At 71.4% G+C, this 19,480-nt stretch carries 18 protein-coding genes and 1 pseudogene; 12 read left to right on the top strand and 7 right to left on the bottom strand.

Going from position 1 to position 19,480, the window contains the following annotated elements:
- Positions 1-203 precede the first annotated feature (203 nt).
- The 11 genes and pseudogenes from B1L11_RS50615 to B1L11_RS13280 form a co-directional block, all read left to right on the top strand.
- Positions 204-377: pseudogene (locus tag B1L11_RS50615) on the top strand (thioesterase domain-containing protein); the annotation flags it as partial.
- A 33-nt stretch (positions 378-410) separates the two neighbouring features.
- Positions 411-1,004, top strand: coding sequence for a hypothetical protein (locus B1L11_RS50610; RefSeq protein WP_256862508.1), 594 nt, complete (start codon positions 411-413; stop codon positions 1,002-1,004).
- Entirely contained in the window at positions 1,001-2,164 is a 1,164-nt protein-coding gene (locus tag B1L11_RS13315; RefSeq protein ID WP_079314760.1) for a saccharopine dehydrogenase NADP-binding domain-containing protein, read from the top strand. The genes B1L11_RS50610 and B1L11_RS13315 overlap by 4 nt, the downstream gene beginning before the upstream one ends.
- A complete protein-coding gene (locus tag B1L11_RS13310) occupies positions 2,161-3,516 on the top strand; it encodes a Gfo/Idh/MocA family oxidoreductase (protein WP_218671080.1) in 1,356 nt (451 codons plus the stop codon). Before B1L11_RS13315 ends, B1L11_RS13310 begins: the two co-directional genes overlap by 4 nt.
- Positions 3,417-4,067, top strand: coding sequence for a trans-aconitate 2-methyltransferase (locus B1L11_RS48190; protein WP_218671079.1), 651 nt, complete (start codon positions 3,417-3,419; stop codon positions 4,065-4,067). The genes B1L11_RS13310 and B1L11_RS48190 overlap by 100 nt, the downstream gene beginning before the upstream one ends.
- Positions 4,068-4,099: 32 nt before the next feature.
- A complete protein-coding gene (locus tag B1L11_RS13305) occupies positions 4,100-5,356 on the top strand; it encodes a cytochrome P450 (RefSeq protein ID WP_079314759.1) in 1,257 nt (418 codons plus the stop codon).
- A complete protein-coding gene (locus B1L11_RS13300; protein WP_256862504.1) occupies positions 5,353-6,189 on the top strand; it encodes a thioesterase II family protein in 837 nt (278 codons plus the stop codon). Before B1L11_RS13305 ends, B1L11_RS13300 begins: the two co-directional genes overlap by 4 nt.
- A 25-nt stretch (positions 6,190-6,214) precedes the next feature.
- Entirely contained in the window at positions 6,215-6,943 is a 729-nt protein-coding gene (locus B1L11_RS13295) for a trans-aconitate 2-methyltransferase (protein ID WP_079314758.1), read from the top strand.
- On the top strand, positions 6,943-8,814 hold the full coding sequence (locus tag B1L11_RS13290) for an ABC transporter ATP-binding protein (RefSeq protein ID WP_079314757.1): 1,872 nt from the start codon (positions 6,943-6,945) through the stop codon (positions 8,812-8,814). The genes B1L11_RS13295 and B1L11_RS13290 overlap by 1 nt, the downstream gene beginning before the upstream one ends.
- Positions 8,815-8,831: 17 nt before the next feature.
- Complete coding sequence (locus tag B1L11_RS13285) at positions 8,832-10,580, top strand: ABC transporter ATP-binding protein (protein ID WP_256862503.1); 1,749 nt, start codon at positions 8,832-8,834, stop codon at positions 10,578-10,580.
- Between the two features lie 65 nt (positions 10,581-10,645).
- A complete protein-coding gene (locus B1L11_RS13280; RefSeq protein ID WP_079314755.1) occupies positions 10,646-12,073 on the top strand; it encodes a salicylate synthase in 1,428 nt (475 codons plus the stop codon).
- A 77-nt stretch (positions 12,074-12,150) separates the two neighbouring features.
- Here B1L11_RS13280 and B1L11_RS13275 read toward each other — a convergent pair whose 3' ends face one another.
- The 6 genes from B1L11_RS13275 to B1L11_RS13250 form a co-directional block, all read right to left on the bottom strand.
- Complete coding sequence (locus B1L11_RS13275; RefSeq protein ID WP_143737231.1) at positions 12,151-12,891, bottom strand: TIGR03943 family protein; 741 nt, start codon at positions 12,889-12,891, stop codon at positions 12,151-12,153.
- Positions 12,892-12,896: 5 nt separating this feature from the next.
- Positions 12,897-13,919, bottom strand: a complete 1,023-nt coding sequence (locus B1L11_RS13270; RefSeq protein ID WP_079314753.1) for a permease — start codon at positions 13,917-13,919, stop codon at positions 12,897-12,899.
- Positions 13,920-13,942: 23 nt separating this feature from the next.
- Entirely contained in the window at positions 13,943-14,833 is an 891-nt protein-coding gene (locus tag B1L11_RS13265) for a metal ABC transporter permease (protein WP_079314752.1), read from the bottom strand.
- Positions 14,830-15,681, bottom strand: coding sequence for a metal ABC transporter ATP-binding protein (locus B1L11_RS13260; RefSeq protein WP_079314751.1), 852 nt, complete (start codon positions 15,679-15,681; stop codon positions 14,830-14,832). Before B1L11_RS13260 ends, B1L11_RS13265 begins: the two co-directional genes overlap by 4 nt.
- Positions 15,678-16,625 (bottom strand): metal ABC transporter solute-binding protein, Zn/Mn family, encoded by a 948-nt coding sequence (locus tag B1L11_RS13255; protein ID WP_079314750.1) that lies wholly within the window; start codon positions 16,623-16,625, stop codon positions 15,678-15,680. Before B1L11_RS13255 ends, B1L11_RS13260 begins: the two co-directional genes overlap by 4 nt.
- 139 nt (positions 16,626-16,764) lie before the next feature.
- Complete coding sequence (locus B1L11_RS13250) at positions 16,765-17,349, bottom strand: TetR/AcrR family transcriptional regulator (protein ID WP_218671078.1); 585 nt, start codon at positions 17,347-17,349, stop codon at positions 16,765-16,767.
- 95 nt (positions 17,350-17,444) lie between these two features.
- Here B1L11_RS13250 and B1L11_RS13245 point away from each other — a divergent pair, with 95 nt between their 5' ends.
- Entirely contained in the window at positions 17,445-18,323 is an 879-nt protein-coding gene (locus tag B1L11_RS13245; RefSeq protein WP_079314749.1) for an aldo/keto reductase, read from the top strand.
- A gap of 68 nt (positions 18,324-18,391) precedes the next feature.
- Here the strand turns inward: B1L11_RS13245 and B1L11_RS13240 are convergent, their stop codons facing one another.
- Positions 18,392-19,423 carry a LacI family DNA-binding transcriptional regulator gene (locus tag B1L11_RS13240; RefSeq protein WP_079314748.1) on the bottom strand — a complete coding sequence of 344 codons (1,032 nt, stop codon included), beginning with the start codon at positions 19,421-19,423 and terminating at the stop codon, positions 18,392-18,394.
- Positions 19,424-19,480: the final 57 nt, after the last annotated feature.

Below are 19,480 nucleotides of genomic sequence, written 5' to 3'. Positions count from 1 at the left end.
GCTCGCCGCGTTCCTGCGCGGCCTGACCGGCGAATCCCCGGCTGCCGGGTCCGAGGGACCGCGCGACCCCGTCATCCACCTGCACGGGGCCCGCTCGGCCGACGAACCCACCACGGTCCTGGTCCACGCGGGCACCGGGACGATCATGCCGTACCGGGCGCTGATCACGGAGATCAGGCGCCGCTCCCCGGGCGCGCGACGTCGTGGGTGTGGAGGTGCCGAGGCTCGACGGCTACCTGGCCGCCCCGCCCGAGGGACTCATCGAGCGGCTCGCCGCCGGCTACGCCCGCGCGCTCAAAGCGGCCGGCGGCAGCCGCTTCCACGTCGTCGGCTACTGCCTCGGCGGCCTGATCGCGACCGAGGTCGCCCGCAACCTGGCCGAGTCGGGCGCGCAGGTGGAGACCCTGACGGTGATCAGCAGCCACAGCCCCCGATTCCGCCTCGACGACGAGCTGCTGTCGGAGTACGCGTTCGCCGTCATGATGGGCATCGACCCGGCCGACCTCGGTTTCCCCGGTGACCAGCACCGGGTGGCCGCCGCCGCGGACGCCGTTCTCGCCGATAGCCCCGGTGTCCTGCCCGACGGCGGGCTCGCCGCCCTCACCGGTGAATTCTCCGACGTCGCCGAGCGGTTCCGCGCTCTCGCCGAAGTGCCGCGCGCCACCCGCATCGCCCGGATGTGCGAAGCGGTGCCCGCGTCCGCCGGGAACTACGAGCCGGACCACATGACCCGGCTGTTCTCCGCCTTCCGCCAGAGCGTCTTCGCCATCACCCGCTACAACGCCGAGCCGTACGCGGGTGACATCACCTTCCTCCGGCACGACGGGGCGTATCCCTTCCCCGGCAGCAAGGCCGCCGTCACCGAGTACTGGGATGAGCTGACGCTCGGCAACCTGGAGATCGTCGACATCGGCGGCGACCACTTCAGCTGCCTGTCGGTCGAACACGCCCCCGCGATCCTGAAGATCCTCGGCGAGCTGACCGGCGGGGCGGTGATCCGATGACGGGGCAGCGTGTCATAGGGGTGCTGGGCGCCTCCGGAGCGGTGGGCCGGGCCGCCGTGCGCGAACTCCGGGACCTCGGCCACACCGCGCTGCGTCTCGGCGGCCGCCGCGTGGACGCGCTGCGGGAGGTGAACGACCACGACGGCCCCCCCGGCGACATCGTGCGGACGGATCTGGAAGACCCCCGGAGCCTGGCCGCCTTCGCCGAAGGATGCGACGTCCTGCTCAACTGCGCGGGCCCGACCTACCGGCTGAGGGCCACCGTGGCCTCCGCAGCGCTGGCCGCCGGAGCGCACTGCGTCGACGTCGCCGGCGACGACCCCGCTGCGGAGGACCTCCTCGCCGCGGGCGACCCCGCCGAGGCCGGCAGGACCGTGGTCCTGTCCGCGGGGGCGCTGCCCGGATTGTCTGCCATCCTGCCCCGATGGCTTGCCCGGCAGGGATTCGACAGCGTGTCCGGGCTGGTCGCCTACTGCGGCGGGCTGGAGCCCTGCTCCCCGACCGTGGCAGTGGACCTTATGCTTTCGCTCACCGCCGGAGGCGCGGACGGCGCCGCCTACGGTGAGGCTCTGGCGGCCATCCGCGGGGGCCGGCGGGTCTCGCGGGCCCTGCGGGCCGTCGAGGACACGGTGCTCGACGGTTTTCCCGGTCGCGTGGCCGTACAGCCGTATCTCAGCGGCGAGACCGAGCGCCTCGCCACGCGTCTCGGGCTGGCCCGGGTGGACTGGTTCAACGTCCACCCGGGTCCCCAGGTCCACGCCGTGCTCAACCTTCTGCCTGCCCGCCTGGCCGCGGGCGCGGGGCTCGACGAGCTGGCCGACCGGCTCATCCTCGCGGCCGATCTCGACCTCGCCGGACGCACGCCCTTCTACGTGCTCGACTTCCGCATGATCGGGACGGAGGCGGGTGGACCGGCGCAGCGCCGCCTGACCGTGCGCACCGGGAGCAGTTACCGGCTCACGGCGGCCGTCGGGGCGCTGGCGGTGGACGCGGTGGCGCGCGGAATCGTGCCACCCGGTGTGCACTTCGCCTGCGACGTGCTCGACCCCGAGGCCGTCGTCGCCCGACTCCGCGCCGGCGTCGGCGAGAGGTTCGAGCTGTTCTCCGGTGCTTTCCAGGGGGAACGGGCCGGCGCCCTGGCTGAGGAAGGTGTGCTGTGAGCCGGGCCCTGCGAGTGGTCGTGTGCGGCACCAACTTCGGCCGCTTCTACGCCGAGGCCGTCCTGTGCCATCCCGGCTACGTCCTCGCCGGGATCGTCAGCCGCGGATCGGCCGCCTCCCGCGACCACGCACGCCGTCTCGGCGTGCCGCACTACACCCATGTCGATGAGCTGCCGGACGACGTGGACGTCGCGTGCGTCGTGGTCGGCTCGTCGATCTCGGGCGGGGCCGGCACCGAACTGGCGATGTCCTTGATCGGGCGCGGCATCCACGTCCTGCAGGAGCATCCCGTCCATCTCGCCGAGATGACGGCGTGCCTGAAGCTCGCCCGCCGCCACGGCGTGCAGTACCGCGTCAACACGCACTACCCGCATGTGGAACCGGTGCGCGCGTTCAGCGAGGCGGCCCGCAGGCTCGCCGGCAGGCAGCGGCCCCTGTTCGTGGACGCCGCCACCCCCGTTCACCTGATGCAGCCGATGATGGACATCCTCGGCCGGGCGCTCGGCTCGCTGCGGCCATGGGGGTTCGCCGACCCGCCCGTCGTGCCCGACCGACTCGGCCCGCAGCCGTTCCGCACGGTGCAGGGCACGCTCGGCGGCGTGCCTCTGACGCTGCGCGTGCACCATCAGATGGATCCGGCGGACCGGGACAACCACGCCCTGCACTGGCATCGGGTCTCCATCGGCACCGAAGGGGGAGTGCTCACACTCGCCGACACCCACGGACCCGTGCTGTGGAGCCCCCGGTTGCATGTCGGACGAGACGCCGACCACCGGTTCGTGCTCGACGCACCCGACGCCGACCACCTTGACCTCACCACGACCTCGGTGATCGGCCATACCGGGACGTTCCGCGACGTGTTCGCGCAGCTGTGGCCGCAGGCCATCGCCCGTGCCCTCGATGGGTTCAAGGACGCGGTGGCCGAAGGGCGGGACGCGCTGGGCGCCGCGCAGTACGACCTCGCGGTGTGCCGCATCTGGTCGGACCTGGCCGCACGGCTCGGGCCGCCCGACGTCGTCCGCCCGCCCGCGCCCCGCCCACTTTCCGCCGGGGAGCTGTTTCCCGATACCCCGCCGAACGGCCGGGCACCCGCCGCCTCATCAGGATCGACGCGGCCGGCGGACGGCGACACGCCGGCCCCCTACACGCCGTCCGCCGAGTTCTTCGACCTCGTGGCCGCCGGGCACACCGCCACCGCGAGCGCGGCGGCGTCGCGGACGCACTGTCCGACGTGGACCCGTCCGACGGGCCGGTGGTCGACATCGGCGCCGGCACCGGCCTGGTCACCGAGGCCGTCGCCCGGGCCCTGCCCGGCGTGGAGATCGTCGCCTGCGAGCCGGCCGTCGCCATGAGAGCCGTACTCACCAGCCGCGTCTTCAGCGACCCGTACCTGCGCTCCCGGGTGACGATCACCGCGGACGCGGCCCCCGAATTGGAGCTCCCCGACCGGATCGGCGCCGTCCTGCTGTGCGGCGTGCTCGGCCACCTGGACGCCGATCAGCGCCGGCGGCTCTGGGAGCGGATCCTGCCCCGGCTGTCCCCCTCCGGAGTCGTGGTCGTCGAACTCATGGGAGTGGACCACCCCCTGGTCCTCCCCGAGACCCGGCTGGCCACCGCCAGGGCCGGACACCACCGCTACGAATGGTGGTTGTCGGGCGCACCCGACGGCGCCGACACCACGAGGATGCGGCTGCACAGCGCCTGGCGGGTGTACCGCCACCACGACGACCGGGACCACGACGAACGGCCCCTGCGCGAGGTGCACGACTCCTATCACTGGATCCCCTTCGGGCTGAGCCAGGTCGCGGCGGAGTCCGGGCTCCACGCCCGGCCCCTGTCCACCCGGCCTGGTGCGCCGCCGCTCGCAGTACTCACCCGCGCGCCGGCCACGACCTCCCGATGACCCTCCCGCCTGTCTACGGCAAAGGACAACCCATGAGCACGACCATCCCTACCGGTCCTTCCGGCTCGGGAAACCACGAGGACTCCGCGCCCTGTATGGCCCGGCCCCGCGACTTCCCCATACGGCGGGGTTGCCCCTTTGCTCCGCCTGAGGACTACGCGCGCCTGCGCACCGAGGAGCCCGTCGCCCGGGTCACCCTGCCCACGGGACGCGAGGCCTGGGTGGTCTCCCGCTACGAGGACGTGCGAGAACTTCTGGCGGATCCCCGCATCAGCGCCGACATCCGCCGCGCCAACTTCCCCGCGCTCGGCGAGGGCGAACAGGAGATCGGGGCGCGACTGCGGCCCTTCATCCGCACCGACGCCCCGGAGCACACGCGCTACCGCCGGATGCTGCTCCCCGAATTCACCGTACGCAAGACCCGCGCGATGCGGCCCGCCGTCCAGGCCATCGTGGACGACCTCATCGACGCCATGCTCGCGTCCGGGGGACCTGTCGACTTCGTGCCCGCCTACGCCAACGCCGTCTCCACCTCGGTCATCTGCGAGCTGCTGGGCATCCCCAAGGAGAACCTCGAGTTCTTCCGCGACGTCACCCGCATCTCCGGCTCCCGCAGCAGCACCGCCGATCAGGTCGCCGAAGCGCTCGGCGGCCTGTTCACACTGATCTCCGACCTCGTGGCGCAGCGCCAGGAACAGCCCCGCGACGACCTGCTGTCCAAGCTCGTCGTCGACCACCTGCAGACCGGTGACATCACCCTGAACGAGCTGCTGTCCACCGTCGGCATCACCATCAACGCCGGCCGCGAGACCAGCACGAACATGCTGGCCTTGAGCGCACTCCTGCTCATCCGGCGCCCGGAACTGGCGCAGGAACTGCGCGCCGATCCCTCCCTCATGCCGGCTGCCGTCGACGAGCTCCTGAGGGTGCTGTCGATCGCCGACTCCATCCCGCTGCGGGTCGCCGCCCAGGACATCGAGATCTCCGGCCACGTCATCCCCGCGGACGACGGCGTCATCGGCCTGCTCGCCGGGGCCAACCACGACCCCGAGCAGTTCCCCGACCCCGGCCGCGTCGACTTCCACCGCCCGGACAACCACCACGTCGCCTTCGGCTACGGGATGCACCAGTGCATCGGCCAGCACCTGGCCAGGTTGGAGATGGAAGTCGCCCTGGGGACGCTGATCCGCCGCATTCCGACGCTCCGCCTGGCGGTGCCCTACGAGGAGGTCGAGTTCAAGCACGAGTCGGCGACGTTCGGCATCGAACGGATGCCGGTGACATTGTGAACGTCTGGATCTCCCGGGAAGACCGGGACGCACGAGCGGGCACGGGGCGGCTCGGGCCATGGCTCCGGTGCTGGAGCCCCCGCCCCACCGCCCGTCTGCACCTGGTCTGCCTTCCGCACGCCGGAGGCGGCGCCAGCTCCTACCGGCCGTGGGCGGCACTGCTGCCGCCGCAGGTCGAGCTCCTCGTCGTCCAGTACCCGGGGCGGGAGGACCGCTTCGACGACCCCATGGTGGACGACATGGCGGATCTGGTCGCGGGGATCGCCGACGACCTGCGGCCGGTTCTCGACCGTCCATATGCGCTGTTCGGTCACAGCATGGGTTCGGCCGTCGGCTGGGAGCTGGCCCTGGAGCTGCGCCGGCGCGGGGCTTCCGAGCCGCGCCGGATGTTCGCCTCGGGCCGCGCGGCTCCGGGGACCGCGACCACGGGCGAGGTCCACCGGCAGCCGGACGAGGTCCTTCACAGGGAACTCGAGCGGCTCGGCGGCACCACAGGGGAGGTACTGGCCGATCCCGGCCTGCGCGCGGTGGTGCTCGGGTGCGTGCGCAACGACTACCGCCTCATCGAGACCTACCGTCCTGAGCGCCACACTCCGCTGCACTGCCCGATCGACGTGTTCACCGGGGACGCGGACCCGGAGCTGCCGCCCGAGACAGTGAACGAGCGGGCCGGAGGGTGGGCGGACCTGACCACCGCGGGCGCCGAGACGCGCGTGTTCCCGGGGGACCACTTCTACCTCAACCGCCGGCGACGAGAGGTGGTCGCGTCGGTCCTGCGCCGGTTGGACCCATCGCTTGCACCGAACGGTCAGACCTGGCCGAGCACCCCCTGACCGTCCGCCACGACCAGGAGCAACCATGATCGACTACTACTCGCCGTCCGCCGAGTTCTATGAAATGGTCGCCACCCGCCACACGGCCAGCAGCGGGCCGCCCCTCACCCGAGTGCTCGCCGACGTCGATGTCTCGCACGGGCCCGTGCTGGAGATCGGCGCCGGCACCGGCCGGATCACCGAGGTCATCGCCTCCGCGCTGCCCGAGGCGGACATCGTCGCCGCCGAGCCGTCCGCCACCATGCGCGCCGTGCTCACCTCACGGATCGCGCGCGATCCGGACCTGCGCCGCCGTGTCACCGTCGTCGACGGCTCGGCGCAGGACCTGGAACTGCCCGAACGGCTCTCGGCGGTTGTGATCTTCGGGGTGGCGGGGCACCTAACCCCCGCCGAGCGGGGCTCGCTGTGGCGGCGGCTGTCCGACAGGCTGCCCGACGGCGGCCTCATCGTCGTCGAGCTCATGGGCGTGTCCTCGCCGCGTGTCATTCCGCCCGTGATGTCCCTGCGGGAGACCATCGGCCGCCAGACCTACGAGTGGTGGATCGGCGGCGAGCCCGCGCACGGAGACGCCATGCGCTTCACCACCACCTGGAAGGTGCTCCGGGACGGCCGGACCGTACGCGAGGTCGCCGACGACTACATCTGGCACACCTTCGATGTCGCCCGCCTCGCCCGTGAGGCCGGGATGACCAGCCGCCGCATCACCGAGGCGGCCGGGCAGGCCATTCCCGAGATCGGAGTTCTCGTCAGGTGATGCGAAAGCCGTCACATCCGGTCGACCGGCCCTCCCCGCCGGACGACACTCCGCCGCCTCCGTTGCGCGGCATTCTCCGCCAAGTTCGGGGCCGCCTCATCACGGCCGTCGTCCTCCAAGCCGCCGCGGCGGTGGCCGGTGTCACTCCCTTCGTCGCCGTGGCGCGGATCGCCGTCCACATCACCGGCGACTCCCGTCCCCAGGCCGACGACCTGTGGCCCCTGGTCACCGTGGCCTGTGTCTCCGGGCTCACCGCCCTCGTGCTGGGCTCGGCGGCGGGGTTCGTCAGCCACATCGCCGACAACGACCTGCAACTCGCCCTCCGCCGGCGGCTGGCCGCCCACACCGGCGGCCTGCCGCTGGGCTGGATCAGCGCCGGAGGCGCGAGTCAGATCAAGCGAGCCGTGCAGGACGACGTCCGCGCACTTCACACGCTCGTCGCCCACACCCTGCTCGACGTTACGGCCTTGCTCGTCGCGCCCGCCGCGGCGCTGGTTTATCTGTTCGCCGTCGACTGGCGTCTCGCGCTGCTCAGCATCCTGCCGCTCGCCCTTGGTGCATACCTGTTCGGCCGGGCGATGTCCGGGGCGGCGGCCCAGATGGCCGAGTACGGCGCGGCACTCGGCCGGATTTCCTCGACCGCCGTCGAGTACGTCACCGGCATCGCTGTGCTGAAGACCTTCGGCCGAGGACGCAAGGGCCACGACCGGTTCCTCACGGCGACCGACGGTTTCGCCGACTTCTTCACCACCTGGGTCAGGACCACGCTGGTCACCTCCACCGGAGCCCTGCTCGTCGTCTCCCCGGTTCTCGTGCTGCTCCTGCTGGCCACTGCCGGGACCGTGCTCGTGGCCAACGGGTGGATGACCGGCGCGGACCTCGTCCCGTTCATGCTGCTGGGGCCCGCTGTCGCCGCCCCGATGAGCGTGGTCGGCACCCGGGTCCAGCAGATCAGGGCGGGCCAGGCGGCGGCGGCTCGGATCTCCGCCCTGCTCGGCATGCCGGCCCTGCCGCAGGCCGAGAAGCCCCTCACCCCACAGGGGTCCCGCGTGTCGATGCGCGGAGTCTCCTTCTCCTACGACGGGCACGTCGACGTGCTGAGCGGCGTCGATCTCGACCTCAAGCCCGGAACGATCACCGCGCTCGTCGGACCCTCCGGATCGGGGAAGTCCACCCTCGCCTCCCTGCTGCTCCGCTTCCAGGACGTCACGGCCGGGGCCGTGACTATCGGGGGCGTCGACGTCCGCCACATGTCATCCGCCTGCCTTTACCAAAATGTCGGCTTCGTCCTCCAGGACGTGCGACTGCTGCATGCCTCCGTCGCCGACAACATCCGTCTCGGCCGTCCCACGGCTACCGACGAGGAGGTCGAACGGGCGGCACGGGCCGCCCAGATCCACGACAGGATCGCCGCGTTGCCCGACGGCTACGCCACCGAGGTCGGAACCGGGGTCACCTTTTCCGGCGGGGAGGCGCAACGTGTCTCCATCGCCCGCGCTCTGCTGGCCGACGCGCCCGTGCTCGTCCTGGACGAGGCGACGGCGCATGCCGACCCCCACTCCGAGGCTCAGATCCAGACCGCGCTGTCTACGCTGGCCGCCGGCCGTACGGTCCTCGTCATCGCGCACCGGCTGTCGACGATCCGCCAGGCCGACCAGATCGTCGTGCTCGACGGCGGACGCGTCGCCGAGCGGGGCGGCCACGAGGAGTTGCTGGTCGCGGGCGGGCGCTACGCCTCCCTGTGGAAGGCACAGTCCACCGGACGAAAGGCACAGTCCACCGGGCGAGACGAGACGGGTGAACAGGCGCCCGTTCCGTCTCCGGCCGGCCTCGGCCGATCCGACGACGCGCGAGAGGGAACCCCGCGATGATCCGTGATCTTCACCGTGTGCTCGGATCCGAAGGATCGGGCCTGCTGAACCGCCTTCTCGCCGTGCAGGCCGGTGCCGCCGCCCTCCAGGGCGTCGCCTTCGCCCTCCTGGTGCCTCTCCTGCGGGCCCTGCTCGGTGACGCTTCCGGCGAGGCCTGGCCGTGGCTCACCGCCTTCGTGATCTGTTCGCTCGGGTATGCGATCTTGCAGGCGATCGGTCTCAGCCGCGGCTTCACCGCAGGCTCCCGGCTGTCTCGGGTGCTGCACCGGCGTCTCGCCGAGCACGCCCTGAACCTGCCTCTCGGCTGGTTCACGGCCGGGCGAGCCGCTGGATTCAGCAGACTGGCCGGGCAGGACGTCATCCAGGTGATGAACATGCCGGCCCACCTGCTGCGCCCGCTGATCACCTCGGTGCTGACGCCGGTCACCATCGTCGTGGCGAGCCTCTTCCTCGACATGCGGGTCGCGCTCGTGCTGGTGCTGTGTGCGCCCGTGCTGCTGGCCGTCCACCTGTGGAGCACCTCCGTGGTGCGCAGGCTGGACGACGGCCGCGACGGCGCCATCGCGGAGTCGGCCGACCGTGTCCTGGAGTTCGTGCGGAACCAGTCGGTGCTGCGCGCGTTCGGCAGGACGGCCGAAGGCTACGGCGCGCTCGACGACGCCCTGGTGGGGGAGGCCCGGGGGGATCGCCGGCTCATCCAGCGCGGCACCCCGGGCCTCGTGTCCTTCGCCTTCGCCGCCCGGATGGTCTTCGCGCTGCTGCTGGCCCTGTCGGTGTCATGGACGCTGGACGGCTCCCTGGACGTCGCGACCATGCCCGCGCTGCTGGTGCTCGTCGGCAGGCTCACTGACAGCGTGTCCACCGCGGCCGATCTCGGTGCCGGGATGCGGATCGCGCGGGGCAGTCTCCTGCGGCTGCGCGCCGTGCTCGACACACGCCCGTTTCCCCGGCCTGCCGAGCCCCGACTGCCCGACGGGGCCGACGTGGAATTCGACCAGGTGAGCTTCGACTACCCGCAGAACACGCCGGTGGGGCTGGGCCCGTCCGCAGGGCGGCGGGACCCGTTGCTCGCCAACGTGAGCTTCCGCATCCCCGAGCGCAGCATGACCGCGCTCATCGGCCCGTCCGGAGCCGGGAAGACCACGGTCGCCCGCCTGCTCGCCCGCTTCTGGGACACGACGGGTGGCACAGTACGCATCGGCGGCGTCGACGTGCGGGACATCTCTCCCGAGGATCTGGCCGTGTCGGTCTCGATCGTCTTCCAGGATGTCTACCTCTTCGAGGGCACGATCGAAGACAACGTGCGCATCGGCGACCCGGAGGCGAGCGAGGAGACACTCCACCGGGCGGCCACCCTGGCCGGGCTGGACCAAGTGGTCCGGACGCTGCCCGACGGCTGGTCGACAGTGGTCGGAGAAGGCGGAACCGCCCTGTCCGGTGGCCAGCGCCAGCGTGTCGCCATCGCCCGGGCCCTCCTCAAGGACGCGCCGATCCTCGTGCTCGACGAGGCGACCGCCGCTCTCGACCACGAAAGCGAGGCGGTGCTGACATCGACCCTGCAGGCGCTGGCCTCGCAGAAGACGCTGCTCGTCATCACACACCGGCTCAGCACAGTGCTCACCGCCGAGCAGGTGCTCGTCATGGAAGGCGGGCGGATCACCGAACGCGGCATGCACGACGAGCTGATGGCCCTGGGCGGCACCTACGCCGCCTTCTGGGACCAGCGCAGCAGGGCCGAGGGATGGCGGTTGGAGCCCGCTCGATGAACCTGCCCACCCCGACAACGACGACCGGTGGCGCCGACGGCGTCCACATGACAAGGAGCACGACGATGAGTATCGAACCGGCCACGATGTGGGCGGACTGGGCACGAGCGGTGCCCACCCTCGGGCACTCGGTTGTCCACGACGCCCCCGACGACCCGGCCGCCGCGGCGGTACGGCTCGCGCGGGCCGGGCTCGACGAGGAACACGTGGTCTATGAGCAGGCCGGGATCTGGTATTTCGCCGCGGGCGGCGCCGTCACGCTCACCGTGGACGCGGCGCGGGTGGTCGCCCGTGCCCGGGGCTGCTCCTGGACCGTGCCCATTGACGGCCCGCCGCTGGACCTGGTCGCCGATGCGGTCGCGGCGCTGGGGCAGTCCGGCGCGGCAGACCTGTACGGGTGGGCCGCCTTCGAACTCGCCCACATGCTCCATGGCGACCCCGCCGAGGCGGGGACCGAGCCGCTCCTGCACCTCATCGTGCCCAGCGTCGAGGTCGCGCTGCGCCCCGGTAAGGCCGAGGTGCGCTCGATCGGCGACACCTGGACCAGGAAGGTCTGCGCCCTCCTCGCGGACGCGGCCACGCCCGATGCCGAGGCGGCGGTGGCCCTTCCGGCGCTGCCCGACGCCGAGAAGCTCATCGCCGTGGGCGGGCCCGCCTACCGGCAGGCGGTCGCCCGCGGCGTCGCCGACATTCACGCGGGCCTCGTCGGCAAGGCCGTCCTCTCGCGGGCTGTGCCTCTGCCTCCGGGCGGCGTGCCGGACTTCGCCGCCTCCTACCTCGCGGGCCGCCGGGCGAACACCCCCGCGCGATCCTTCTTGCTGAAACTCGGCGGCTGGCAGGCGGCCGGCTTCAGTCCGGAGACCGTGGTCGAGGTCGACCCGAGCGGGCGCGTCTCCACCCAGCCACTCGCGGGGACCCGCGCTCTGGGGCCGGATCCGGAGGAGAACGAGCGTCTGCGCCGTGAGCTCCTCACGGATGCGAAGGAGGTGCACGAGCACGCGATTTCCGTACGGCTCGCCTGCGAGCAGATGGAGTCGATCTGCAGGCCAGGATCGGTGATCGTCGAGGAGTTCATGACGGTCAAGGAGCGTGGTTCTGTACAGCACCTCGCCTCCCGGGTCGCCGGGAGCCTGGAGGAGGCCGTCGGAACTTGGCAGGCGTTCGCGGCTCTCTTCCCGGCCATCACGGCCACCGGTGTGCCGAGAGCCGCCGCCCTCACCGCCCTGGCCCGGTATGAGGTGGAGCCCAGGGGGCTTTACGGCGGAGCGGTGTTCCGGGTGGGGACGGACGGCTCACTCGATGCCGCGCTGGTCCTGCGGACGCTGCTCGGCCGGGGAGCGCGCACCTGGCTCCGTGCCGGAGCCGGAGTGATGGGGCAGTCCGCCCCTGAGCGTGAATACGAAGAGACGTGCGAGAAGTTGCGGAGCGTTGTCCCGTATCTGCGTTTCCATCGTCCTTTCGGAGATTCTGACAATCCTTCCGCGCGGCCTTGAACGCAGTACCAGTCATTTCGGCGGTCGGAGTGGATCCTCCACGTATCGTTCCGTCTGCGTGCTGAGCCACTGTCGGCTTACTCGTACGGCTCGCTCGGTTGAGGGATTTCGGTCACCTGGCCGGCGGTCATCTCCGGGGGCACGGTGCCGTTCGGGATCTTGCGGGATCGTGGCGCGACCCAGGTGCCGGTCACCTCGACCCAGGTGTCGTCGGGCGGTGGAGCGGCGCCGAGCACGGCCACCTTGAGGGCGATGGCGTCGGCCGCGCAGCAACTCATCTGCATGCGGGTGACGTACCAGCGGTCCTTCTTCTTCGACCGTACGACGAAGCCGATCAGGCGGACCTTCTTGCCGGTGAGCGTGCGCTTGCGGAAGTCCCAGGCCCGGCCGATGAACTCGCCCACGGCCATCGGAGTGATCTTCTCGCCGGAGAGCGGGACGTAGGAGCCGGTCGTCGCCGGCGGCCGGATGGGCGCGTCCTCGCCACGAGCGGCGAAGGCGCCCAATGCGGGAGGCGCGATCAGGGTGATCGCGAAGACGGGCAGGGAGAGCAGCCAGCCCACCTTCGGCGCCTGCGCGTGGTCGTGGCCCTCGGCGTGCTCTCCCGGCCCTTCGTGGACGTGTTCGTCGTGCGCGTTCGCGTACGGACGCCGCCACTCCTGGACGAGGCCGATGATCCCGAGGGCGAGGACGACCACCCCTGCGGCGAGCAGGAAGGGGCGGAAGCCGGGTTTCACGTAGTTGAGGTACGACTCGGTCAGGGCGGTTATCCAGAGCACGACTCCGCCGAGCAGGGTCAGCACGAGACTCTGGGACATGCGGCTCACAGGAGGACTTCTCCGATAGCCGAACTGATCAGGACGGCGAGCAGGAACGTCAGTGGGACGAACCGCATCGCGAAGGCCCGGCCGAAGGTTCCCGCCTGCAGGGCGATGAGCTTCAGGTCGACCATCGGCCCGACGACCAGGAACGCCAGCTTCGCCGTGGGGGAGAACGCGGTCAGCGAGGCCGCGACGAACGCGTCGGCCTCCGAGCAGATCGACAGCACGACCGCGAGAAGCGCGAGCACGACCGCCGACAGCACCGGGACGCCCGCCACCGAGGCCAGCCAGGTGCGGGGCACGATCACGTTGAGCGTGGCCGCGGTGATCCCGCCGATCACCAGGAACCCGCCCGCGTGGAGAAGGTCATGCCGCATGGCATCGCGGAACTCGGCCCACTTCGAGCCGCCCCGGGCCGTACGGGACGGCACACGCAGCCACGACGACCGGCCGAAGCGCAGCCACAGCCAGCCGGCCGCGACCGCCACCAGGAGCGAGGCGGCGAACCGGGCCGCGGCCATCATCGGCTGTCCGGGGAACGCCACGGCCGTGGCGACCACGACCACGGGGTTGACGGCGGGCGACGACAGCAGGAACGCCAGCGCGGCCGCCGGGGTGACCCCACGCGACATCAGCCCCGAGGCGACCGGGACCGAGGCGCACTCGCAGCCCGGCAGCACCGCTCCGGCCGCCCCCGCTACAGGGACGGCGGCGTAGGGATTGCGGGGCAGGGCCTTCGTCCAGAACGACGGCGGGACGAAGGCCGCGATGGCCGCCGATAGCAGCACGCCGAAGACGAGGAACGGCAGTGCCTGCACGCAGATCGCCACGAAGACGGTCGCCCAGGTCTGCAGCGCCGGGGCCGTGAGCAGGGGGGTCAGCACCAGGCGGCCGACGACGAGAAGCGCGGCGAGGAGCGCGAACAGCCAGGGTGCCGCCGGAGGTGCGGCCGATCTGCGTCCCCACTCCGGGGGTGGTATCTCTGTCGACGACTCCACCGCGACCCGGTCTGACATGCGCCTCATCCTGGCAGAACTTCCCGGTGATCCTAGGGTCGCACGAGACCGGCGACCGGAGTCGCGCGTCGACGTGACCAGCCGGTACGGGCGCGTACGGCGCCGACGGCGCGGCAGGCCAGGTAGATGACGAAGGCGAAGGTGGTGACGTACGGGCTGATCGGGATGCTGCTGCCCAATGCGATGAGGATGCCGCCGACCACGGACGCGACGGCGAACAGGACGCTGAGCAGGGGGATCAGGCGGGGGGAGGCGGTCACGCGGGTGGCGGCGGCCGCAGGGGTGACCACCAGGGCGAGCACCAGCAGAGCGCCGACGATCTGGATGGTCGTGGCCACGGCGAGGCCCAGCACCAGGGTGAAGACAGGGGACAGAGCGCGTACGGGCACGCCGCGGGCGGCGGCGACGTCCGGATCGAGGCTGGCGAAGGTCAGCGGGCGCCAGACGACCGCCAGAGCGAGCAGGACGACGACCGACACGCCGATCAGCCAGGCCGTCTGCGGGGTGTCCACGGCCACGATCTGTCCGGTGAGCAGCCCGAACTTGTTGGCGGCGCGGCCTTTGTACAGCGACAGGAACAGCACGCCGAGTCCCAGTCCGAACGGCATCAGGACGCCGATGGCGGAGTTACGGTCCCGGACGCGTACTCCCATGGCGCCGATGACCGTGGCGGCGAGGATCGATCCGGCCAGGGATCCTGCCACCACGTTCACCCCGAGCAGGAGCGCGGCCGCCGCGCCGGCGAAGGACAGCTCGGCGATCCCGTGCACGGCGAAGGCCAGATCCCGCATCATCACGAACGTGCTGATCAGGCCGCCGACCACACCGAGCACGGCCGCGGCGATGAGTGAGTCGGCGACGAGGGCCAGCAGCTGCCCGTAGTCGTCGTAGTTGAAGATCTGGTGCCAGATGCCGGTGCTCATGACTGGACGCCTTCAGCGTGGTCGGGGTGGTGCGGGATGGGGGCGCCGGCGATCAGGTAGCGGCCGTGGGCTCGGACCACCTCGACCGGGCCGCCGTACAGGTCGGACAGAACGGCGGACGTCATCACCTCGTCGGGGGTGCCGACTCGGAATCGGCCGCCGGCCAGGTACAGCACCCGGTCGACCAGTGGCAGGACCGGGTTGAGTTCGTGGGTGACGAAGAGCACGGCGGTGTCGCGGGCGCGCCGCCGCCGGTCGAGCAGGTCGACGATCGCGTGCTGGTGGTGCGGGTCGAGCGAGAGGAGCGGCTCGTCGCACAGCAGAAGCGCGGGATCGGTGGCCAGGGCCTGGGCGATGCGCACCCGCTGCTGCTCGCCGCCGGACAGCAGGCCGAGGGGCATGTCCGCGTACTCGTGCGCGCCCACCTCGGTCAGCAGGTCGTCGATGCGACGCCGCAGCCCTCTGCCGCCGAGGGGCAGACCCCAGCGATGGCCGTCGACGCCGAGCCGTACGAGGTCGCGGGCGCGCAGCGGCGTGTGCGGGGCGACGGCGCGCTGCTGGGGGATGTAGCCGATCAGATCGCCGCCCCGCCGGGGCGGGCGGCCGTCGATCAGCAGGGTCCCGGCGGAGAGAGGCGCCTGGCCCAGGATGGCGTGCAGCAGGCTGGTCTTGCCCGATCCGTTGGGCCCCAGCACGGCGACGAACTCGCCGCGGCGCAGCTCCAGATCCAGCCCGGACCACAGCACGCGCTCGCCACGGCGCAGTTCCGCATCGGTCAGGCTGAGGACGACGGGTGTTCCGCCGGTGGAGGCGGCCCGCGGTGCGATGGTGCCCGACTGCTCGGTCATCGGCCCAGGGCCTTGCCGAGCGCGTCGAGGTTGGCGGTCATCCAGCCGATGTAGTCCTTCCCGGAGGGCAGGGTCTCGGTGACCGGGACGACGGGGATGCCGTTGCCGGTCGCCGCTTCCCGGACCTTCTCGGTCTCCGGGCCGGCGGTCTGGGAGTTGTAGACCAGGGCCTGCACCTTCTTGCCGGTGAACAGGGCGAGGGTGTCCCGCAGGACGCGGGGGGAGACGTCGTTGCCTTCCTCGATGGCCTCGCTGAACTCCTCGGGGGCGGCGTTGGTCAGGCCACAGGCCTCGATCATGTACAGCGGGACCGGCTCGGTGATCGCCACGGCGGTGCCCTTCGCGGTCTGGGCGATGGCCGCCTCCTGCTCCTCCAGCGACTTGAGCTTCTGCTTGAAGGTCTCGGCCCCGGCGGTGAAGGCGGCGGCTCCGGAGGGATCGGCCTTGCCCAGCGAGGCGGCGATGGAGTCGGCCAGCCGCGCGACGGACGGGAAGTCGTACCAGACGTGCTCGTTGAGCTCCTCCCCGGCGGCCGCGGTCTTCCCGGAGAGCTCGACCGCGTTCAGCACCTGGGCGGAGGTGTTGCCGGCGGCGTCGCGCATCGTGTCCATGAAGTCGTCGTAGCCGCCGCCGTTCTCGATGATCACCTTGGCCTTGGACAGAGCCAGCTGGTTCTGCGGGTTGGCCTCGTAGGAGTGCGGGTCCTGGTCGGGGCGGGCGATGAACGACGTCACCGCGACCTTGTCGCCGCCGATCTGCCGGACGATGTCGCCGTACACGTTCGTGGACGTCACCACGGAGATCGCGGCGGGGGAGACGGATCCGCTCGCGTCCGGCTCGGCCGATCCCGTGGGGGAGGACGATCCCCCGCACCCGGTCAGCAGCACAGAAGCCAGGCCGGCGAGGACGAGCACGGAGGGACGACGCAAGGGGGAGGCGTACATGTCGATCCTTGTCGGTAATGACAACGGTTTTCATTTGCAAACCTAGCATCGCCGCCTGGATCGGCCGTAATGGGGGCAGGAAGCGCAGCCACCGTCGTGAAGAGGGGTGGTTCGTCGGGGTTGGGCTGGCGCGGCTCCTTCAGGAGGGATCGCGGGCGAGCAGGCCGTCGACGAGGAGTTGCAGCATTCGGGTGGCCTGGTCGCTGTCGGCGGCGGTCAGCATGATGCCCGCCATGCTGGCCGAGACGTCGGCCGGTTGGACGTCGGCACGCAGGCTGCCGTCGATTCGGCCGGCGTCGAGGATGGCGGCGATGGCGCCGTTGAGGTGCTCGCGGGTCTGGGCGGAGCTGATCGCACCGCTGGCGATCACCGCCCGCAGGGCCTCGGCCATGCCGTGTTTCGTGGCGACGAAGTCCTGGTAGCGGCGCATCCATTCGCGCATGGCGTCGGCCGGCGAGTGCTCGGAGACCAGGCGCGTGGCCATGGCGCAGAGGCGGGCGAGTTCGCTGCGGTAGACCTCCTCGACCAGGGCTTCGCGGGACGGGAAGTTGCGGTAGAGAGTGCCGACGCCGACTCCCGCCTCCTGGGCGATGGTCTCGATCTTGACGGGGTCCGCACCGCCGGCGGTCAGCGCGCGGGTGGCGGCGTCGATGATGCGCTGCCGGTTGCGCTGGGCGTCCCTGCGCGCGCCGGGGCGTCGTTCGACCTCGGAAACTGCGATCACCTCACAAACGGAATCGGTTCCGGTTCTGCTACGGTAGGCCTGAGTCAAGCGGAATCGGTTCCGCTTATGGTCATCGTATCCGGAGGGCCGCGACCATGACCACATCCCAAGCGAACGCGTACGGCAAGCTGGGCGAGCACGATGTCCTGCGGGTCGGCTTCGGTGCCATGCAACTGGAACACGCCGACCTCGCCGACGCCGTCAAGGTTCTGCACCGCGCGGTCGAACTCGGCGTCGACCACATCGACACGGCCCAGTTCTACGGCCCGGTCAACGAACTGATCAGGACCGCCTTGCATCCGTACGCCGACCGCCTGCAAATCGTCACAAAGGTCGGCGCGGTGACCCATCCGACCGAGCGACTGGTCGCCGCCCAGAAGCCGGCGCAACTGCGGGCGCAGGTCGAGGAGAACCTCCGCACGCTCGGCGCCGAACACCTCGCGGTCGTCAATCTTCGCCGGGTCGACACTCCGCCGGGCATCACCGCCACCGGTGACCAGGTGGTCGACCTCGACAGCCAACTGGCCGAACTGATCGCCCTGCGCGACGAGGGCAAGATCGGCGGAATCGGCCTGAGCAACGTCACCCTCGCCCAGCTGCGACAGGCACTCCCGGCCGGCATCGCCTGCGTGCAGAACCTCTACAACGTCCTCACCCGCGACCACGAGGACGTGCTGGCCGAGTGCGCCGAGCACGGCATCGCCTGGGTGCCGTACTGCCCGCTCGGATCAGCCTTCGACTGGCTGCCCAGCGTCACCGGCAACCCGGTGGTCATCGCGCACGCCGAGCGCCTCGGCATCACCCCGGCTCAGGCCGGACTGGCCTGGCTGCTCGGGCACAGCCCGGCCACCCTGCTGATCCCCGGCACCCGCAACCCCGGACACCTGGCCGACAACGTCGCAGTCGCCCGGATCGAGTTGGACCAGGAAGCGACCAGCGCCTTCGACGCGCTGGCACAAGACGCCCCCGCCTGATCTCCGAGACCCGCCGGCTCAACGCGGGACGGACACGCAGTGTCCGTCCAGGCCGGACGACCCGGAGCTCAAGACGTGGCTGGGCCGGTGCTTTCCCGGACGACCAGCTCGGGCTCGATCAGGTGTCGCCGGGCCGGCCGGCCGCCGGCGATGCGTTCGCGCAGGAGCGCGAACGCCTGCCGGCCGACGTCGGCGAAGTTCTGTCGCACGGTGGTGAGCGGGGGCCAGAAGTACGCGGCCTGGGGGATGTCGTCGAAGCCGGCGACGCTGACGTCCCCGGGCACCCGCCGTCCGGCTTCCCGCAGCGCGCGCAGCAGGCCCATGGCCGTTTCGTCGTTGGCGGCGAGGATCGCGGTGACCTCGGGGTGCCGGGCCAGGCGCCGGCCCAGCTCGTATCCGGTTCCGGGGCTCCAGTCGCCGACCAGTGGCTCGGGGATCTCCCTCCCCTCGGCCTCCAGGGTGGCCCGCCAGCCGTCGGCCCGGTCCCGTGCGTCGATCCAGTTCGGCGGCCCGGCCACGTGCCAGACCGTGTGGTGGCCGAGGCCGAGCAGATGGCGGGTGGCCCGCGCCGCCGCGGTGTGCTGGTCGACGGCGACGGTGGGAACCGGGGCTTCCTCGCCGCCGCCGACGTTGACCACCGGCAGGTCCGAAGGCAGGTGCCGCAGGCCCTCGGCGGCCGACTCGTACGGTGCGATGACGACGATCCCGTCGACCGACTGGCGGCGCAGCCGCTCCACGCCCTCCTCGATCGACCCGCGGGTGAGCGCCCTGAGGCTGGAGATGTTCACCAGGTAGTCGTGTTCGATCGCGGCGTGTTCGATCGCGCGCAGGACGGACGCCGGGCCGTACTGGGTCGTGTCGAAACTGACCACGCCCAGCATCCCGGACCGGCCGGTCGCCAGCACGCGGGCCGCGAAGTTGGGGAGGTAGCCGAGCTCCCGTACGGCCGCGAGCACCCGGGCCCGGGTCTCGGGCCGCACCTTCTGCGGGGAGTTCAGCACGCGCGAGACCGTCATCGCCGACACGCCGGCCAGGGCCGCCACGTCGCCCAACACCGCGGCGCGGGATCGTGGAGCGGGCTCGGGATCGATCGGCGTCATGACATCGTCCTCGTTTCGCGGCTTCCTACGGCGCTGTCCGGCGCACGTCGCCCTGCG

It is taken from the genome of Microbispora sp. GKU 823, assembly GCF_002027145.1.
GTDB lineage: Bacteria > Actinomycetota > Actinomycetes > Streptosporangiales > Streptosporangiaceae > Microbispora > Microbispora siamensis.
The sequence above is the reverse complement of the archived record's forward strand: the minus strand, read 5'-3'. Positions and strand labels throughout refer to the sequence as shown.

Excerpts from the sequence above, each read along its gene's own strand:
- B1L11_RS13315 (WP_079314760.1), top strand. The coding sequence starts at position 1,001 with ATGACGGGGCAGCGTGTCATAGGGGTGCTGGGCGCCTCCGGAGCGGTG.
- B1L11_RS13275 (WP_143737231.1), bottom strand. The coding sequence starts at position 12,891 with ATGTCCCAGAGTCTCGTGCTGACCCTGCTCGGCGGAGTCGTGCTCTGG.
- B1L11_RS13255 (WP_079314750.1), bottom strand. The coding sequence starts at position 16,625 with ATGTACGCCTCCCCCTTGCGTCGTCCCTCCGTGCTCGTCCTCGCCGGC.
- B1L11_RS13245 (WP_079314749.1), top strand. The coding sequence starts at position 17,445 with ATGACCACATCCCAAGCGAACGCGTACGGCAAGCTGGGCGAGCACGAT.
- B1L11_RS13265 (WP_079314752.1), bottom strand. The coding sequence starts at position 14,833 with ATGAGCACCGGCATCTGGCACCAGATCTTCAACTACGACGACTACGGG.
- B1L11_RS13295 (WP_079314758.1), top strand. The coding sequence starts at position 6,215 with ATGATCGACTACTACTCGCCGTCCGCCGAGTTCTATGAAATGGTCGCC.
- B1L11_RS13305 (WP_079314759.1), top strand. The coding sequence starts at position 4,100 with ATGAGCACGACCATCCCTACCGGTCCTTCCGGCTCGGGAAACCACGAG.
- B1L11_RS13280 (WP_079314755.1), top strand. The coding sequence starts at position 10,646 with ATGAGTATCGAACCGGCCACGATGTGGGCGGACTGGGCACGAGCGGTG.
- B1L11_RS13260 (WP_079314751.1), bottom strand. The coding sequence starts at position 15,681 with ATGACCGAGCAGTCGGGCACCATCGCACCGCGGGCCGCCTCCACCGGC.
- B1L11_RS13270 (WP_079314753.1), bottom strand. The coding sequence starts at position 13,919 with ATGAGGCGCATGTCAGACCGGGTCGCGGTGGAGTCGTCGACAGAGATA.
- B1L11_RS13240 (WP_079314748.1), bottom strand. The coding sequence starts at position 19,423 with ATGACGCCGATCGATCCCGAGCCCGCTCCACGATCCCGCGCCGCGGTG.
- B1L11_RS13290 (WP_079314757.1), top strand. The coding sequence starts at position 6,943 with ATGCGAAAGCCGTCACATCCGGTCGACCGGCCCTCCCCGCCGGACGAC.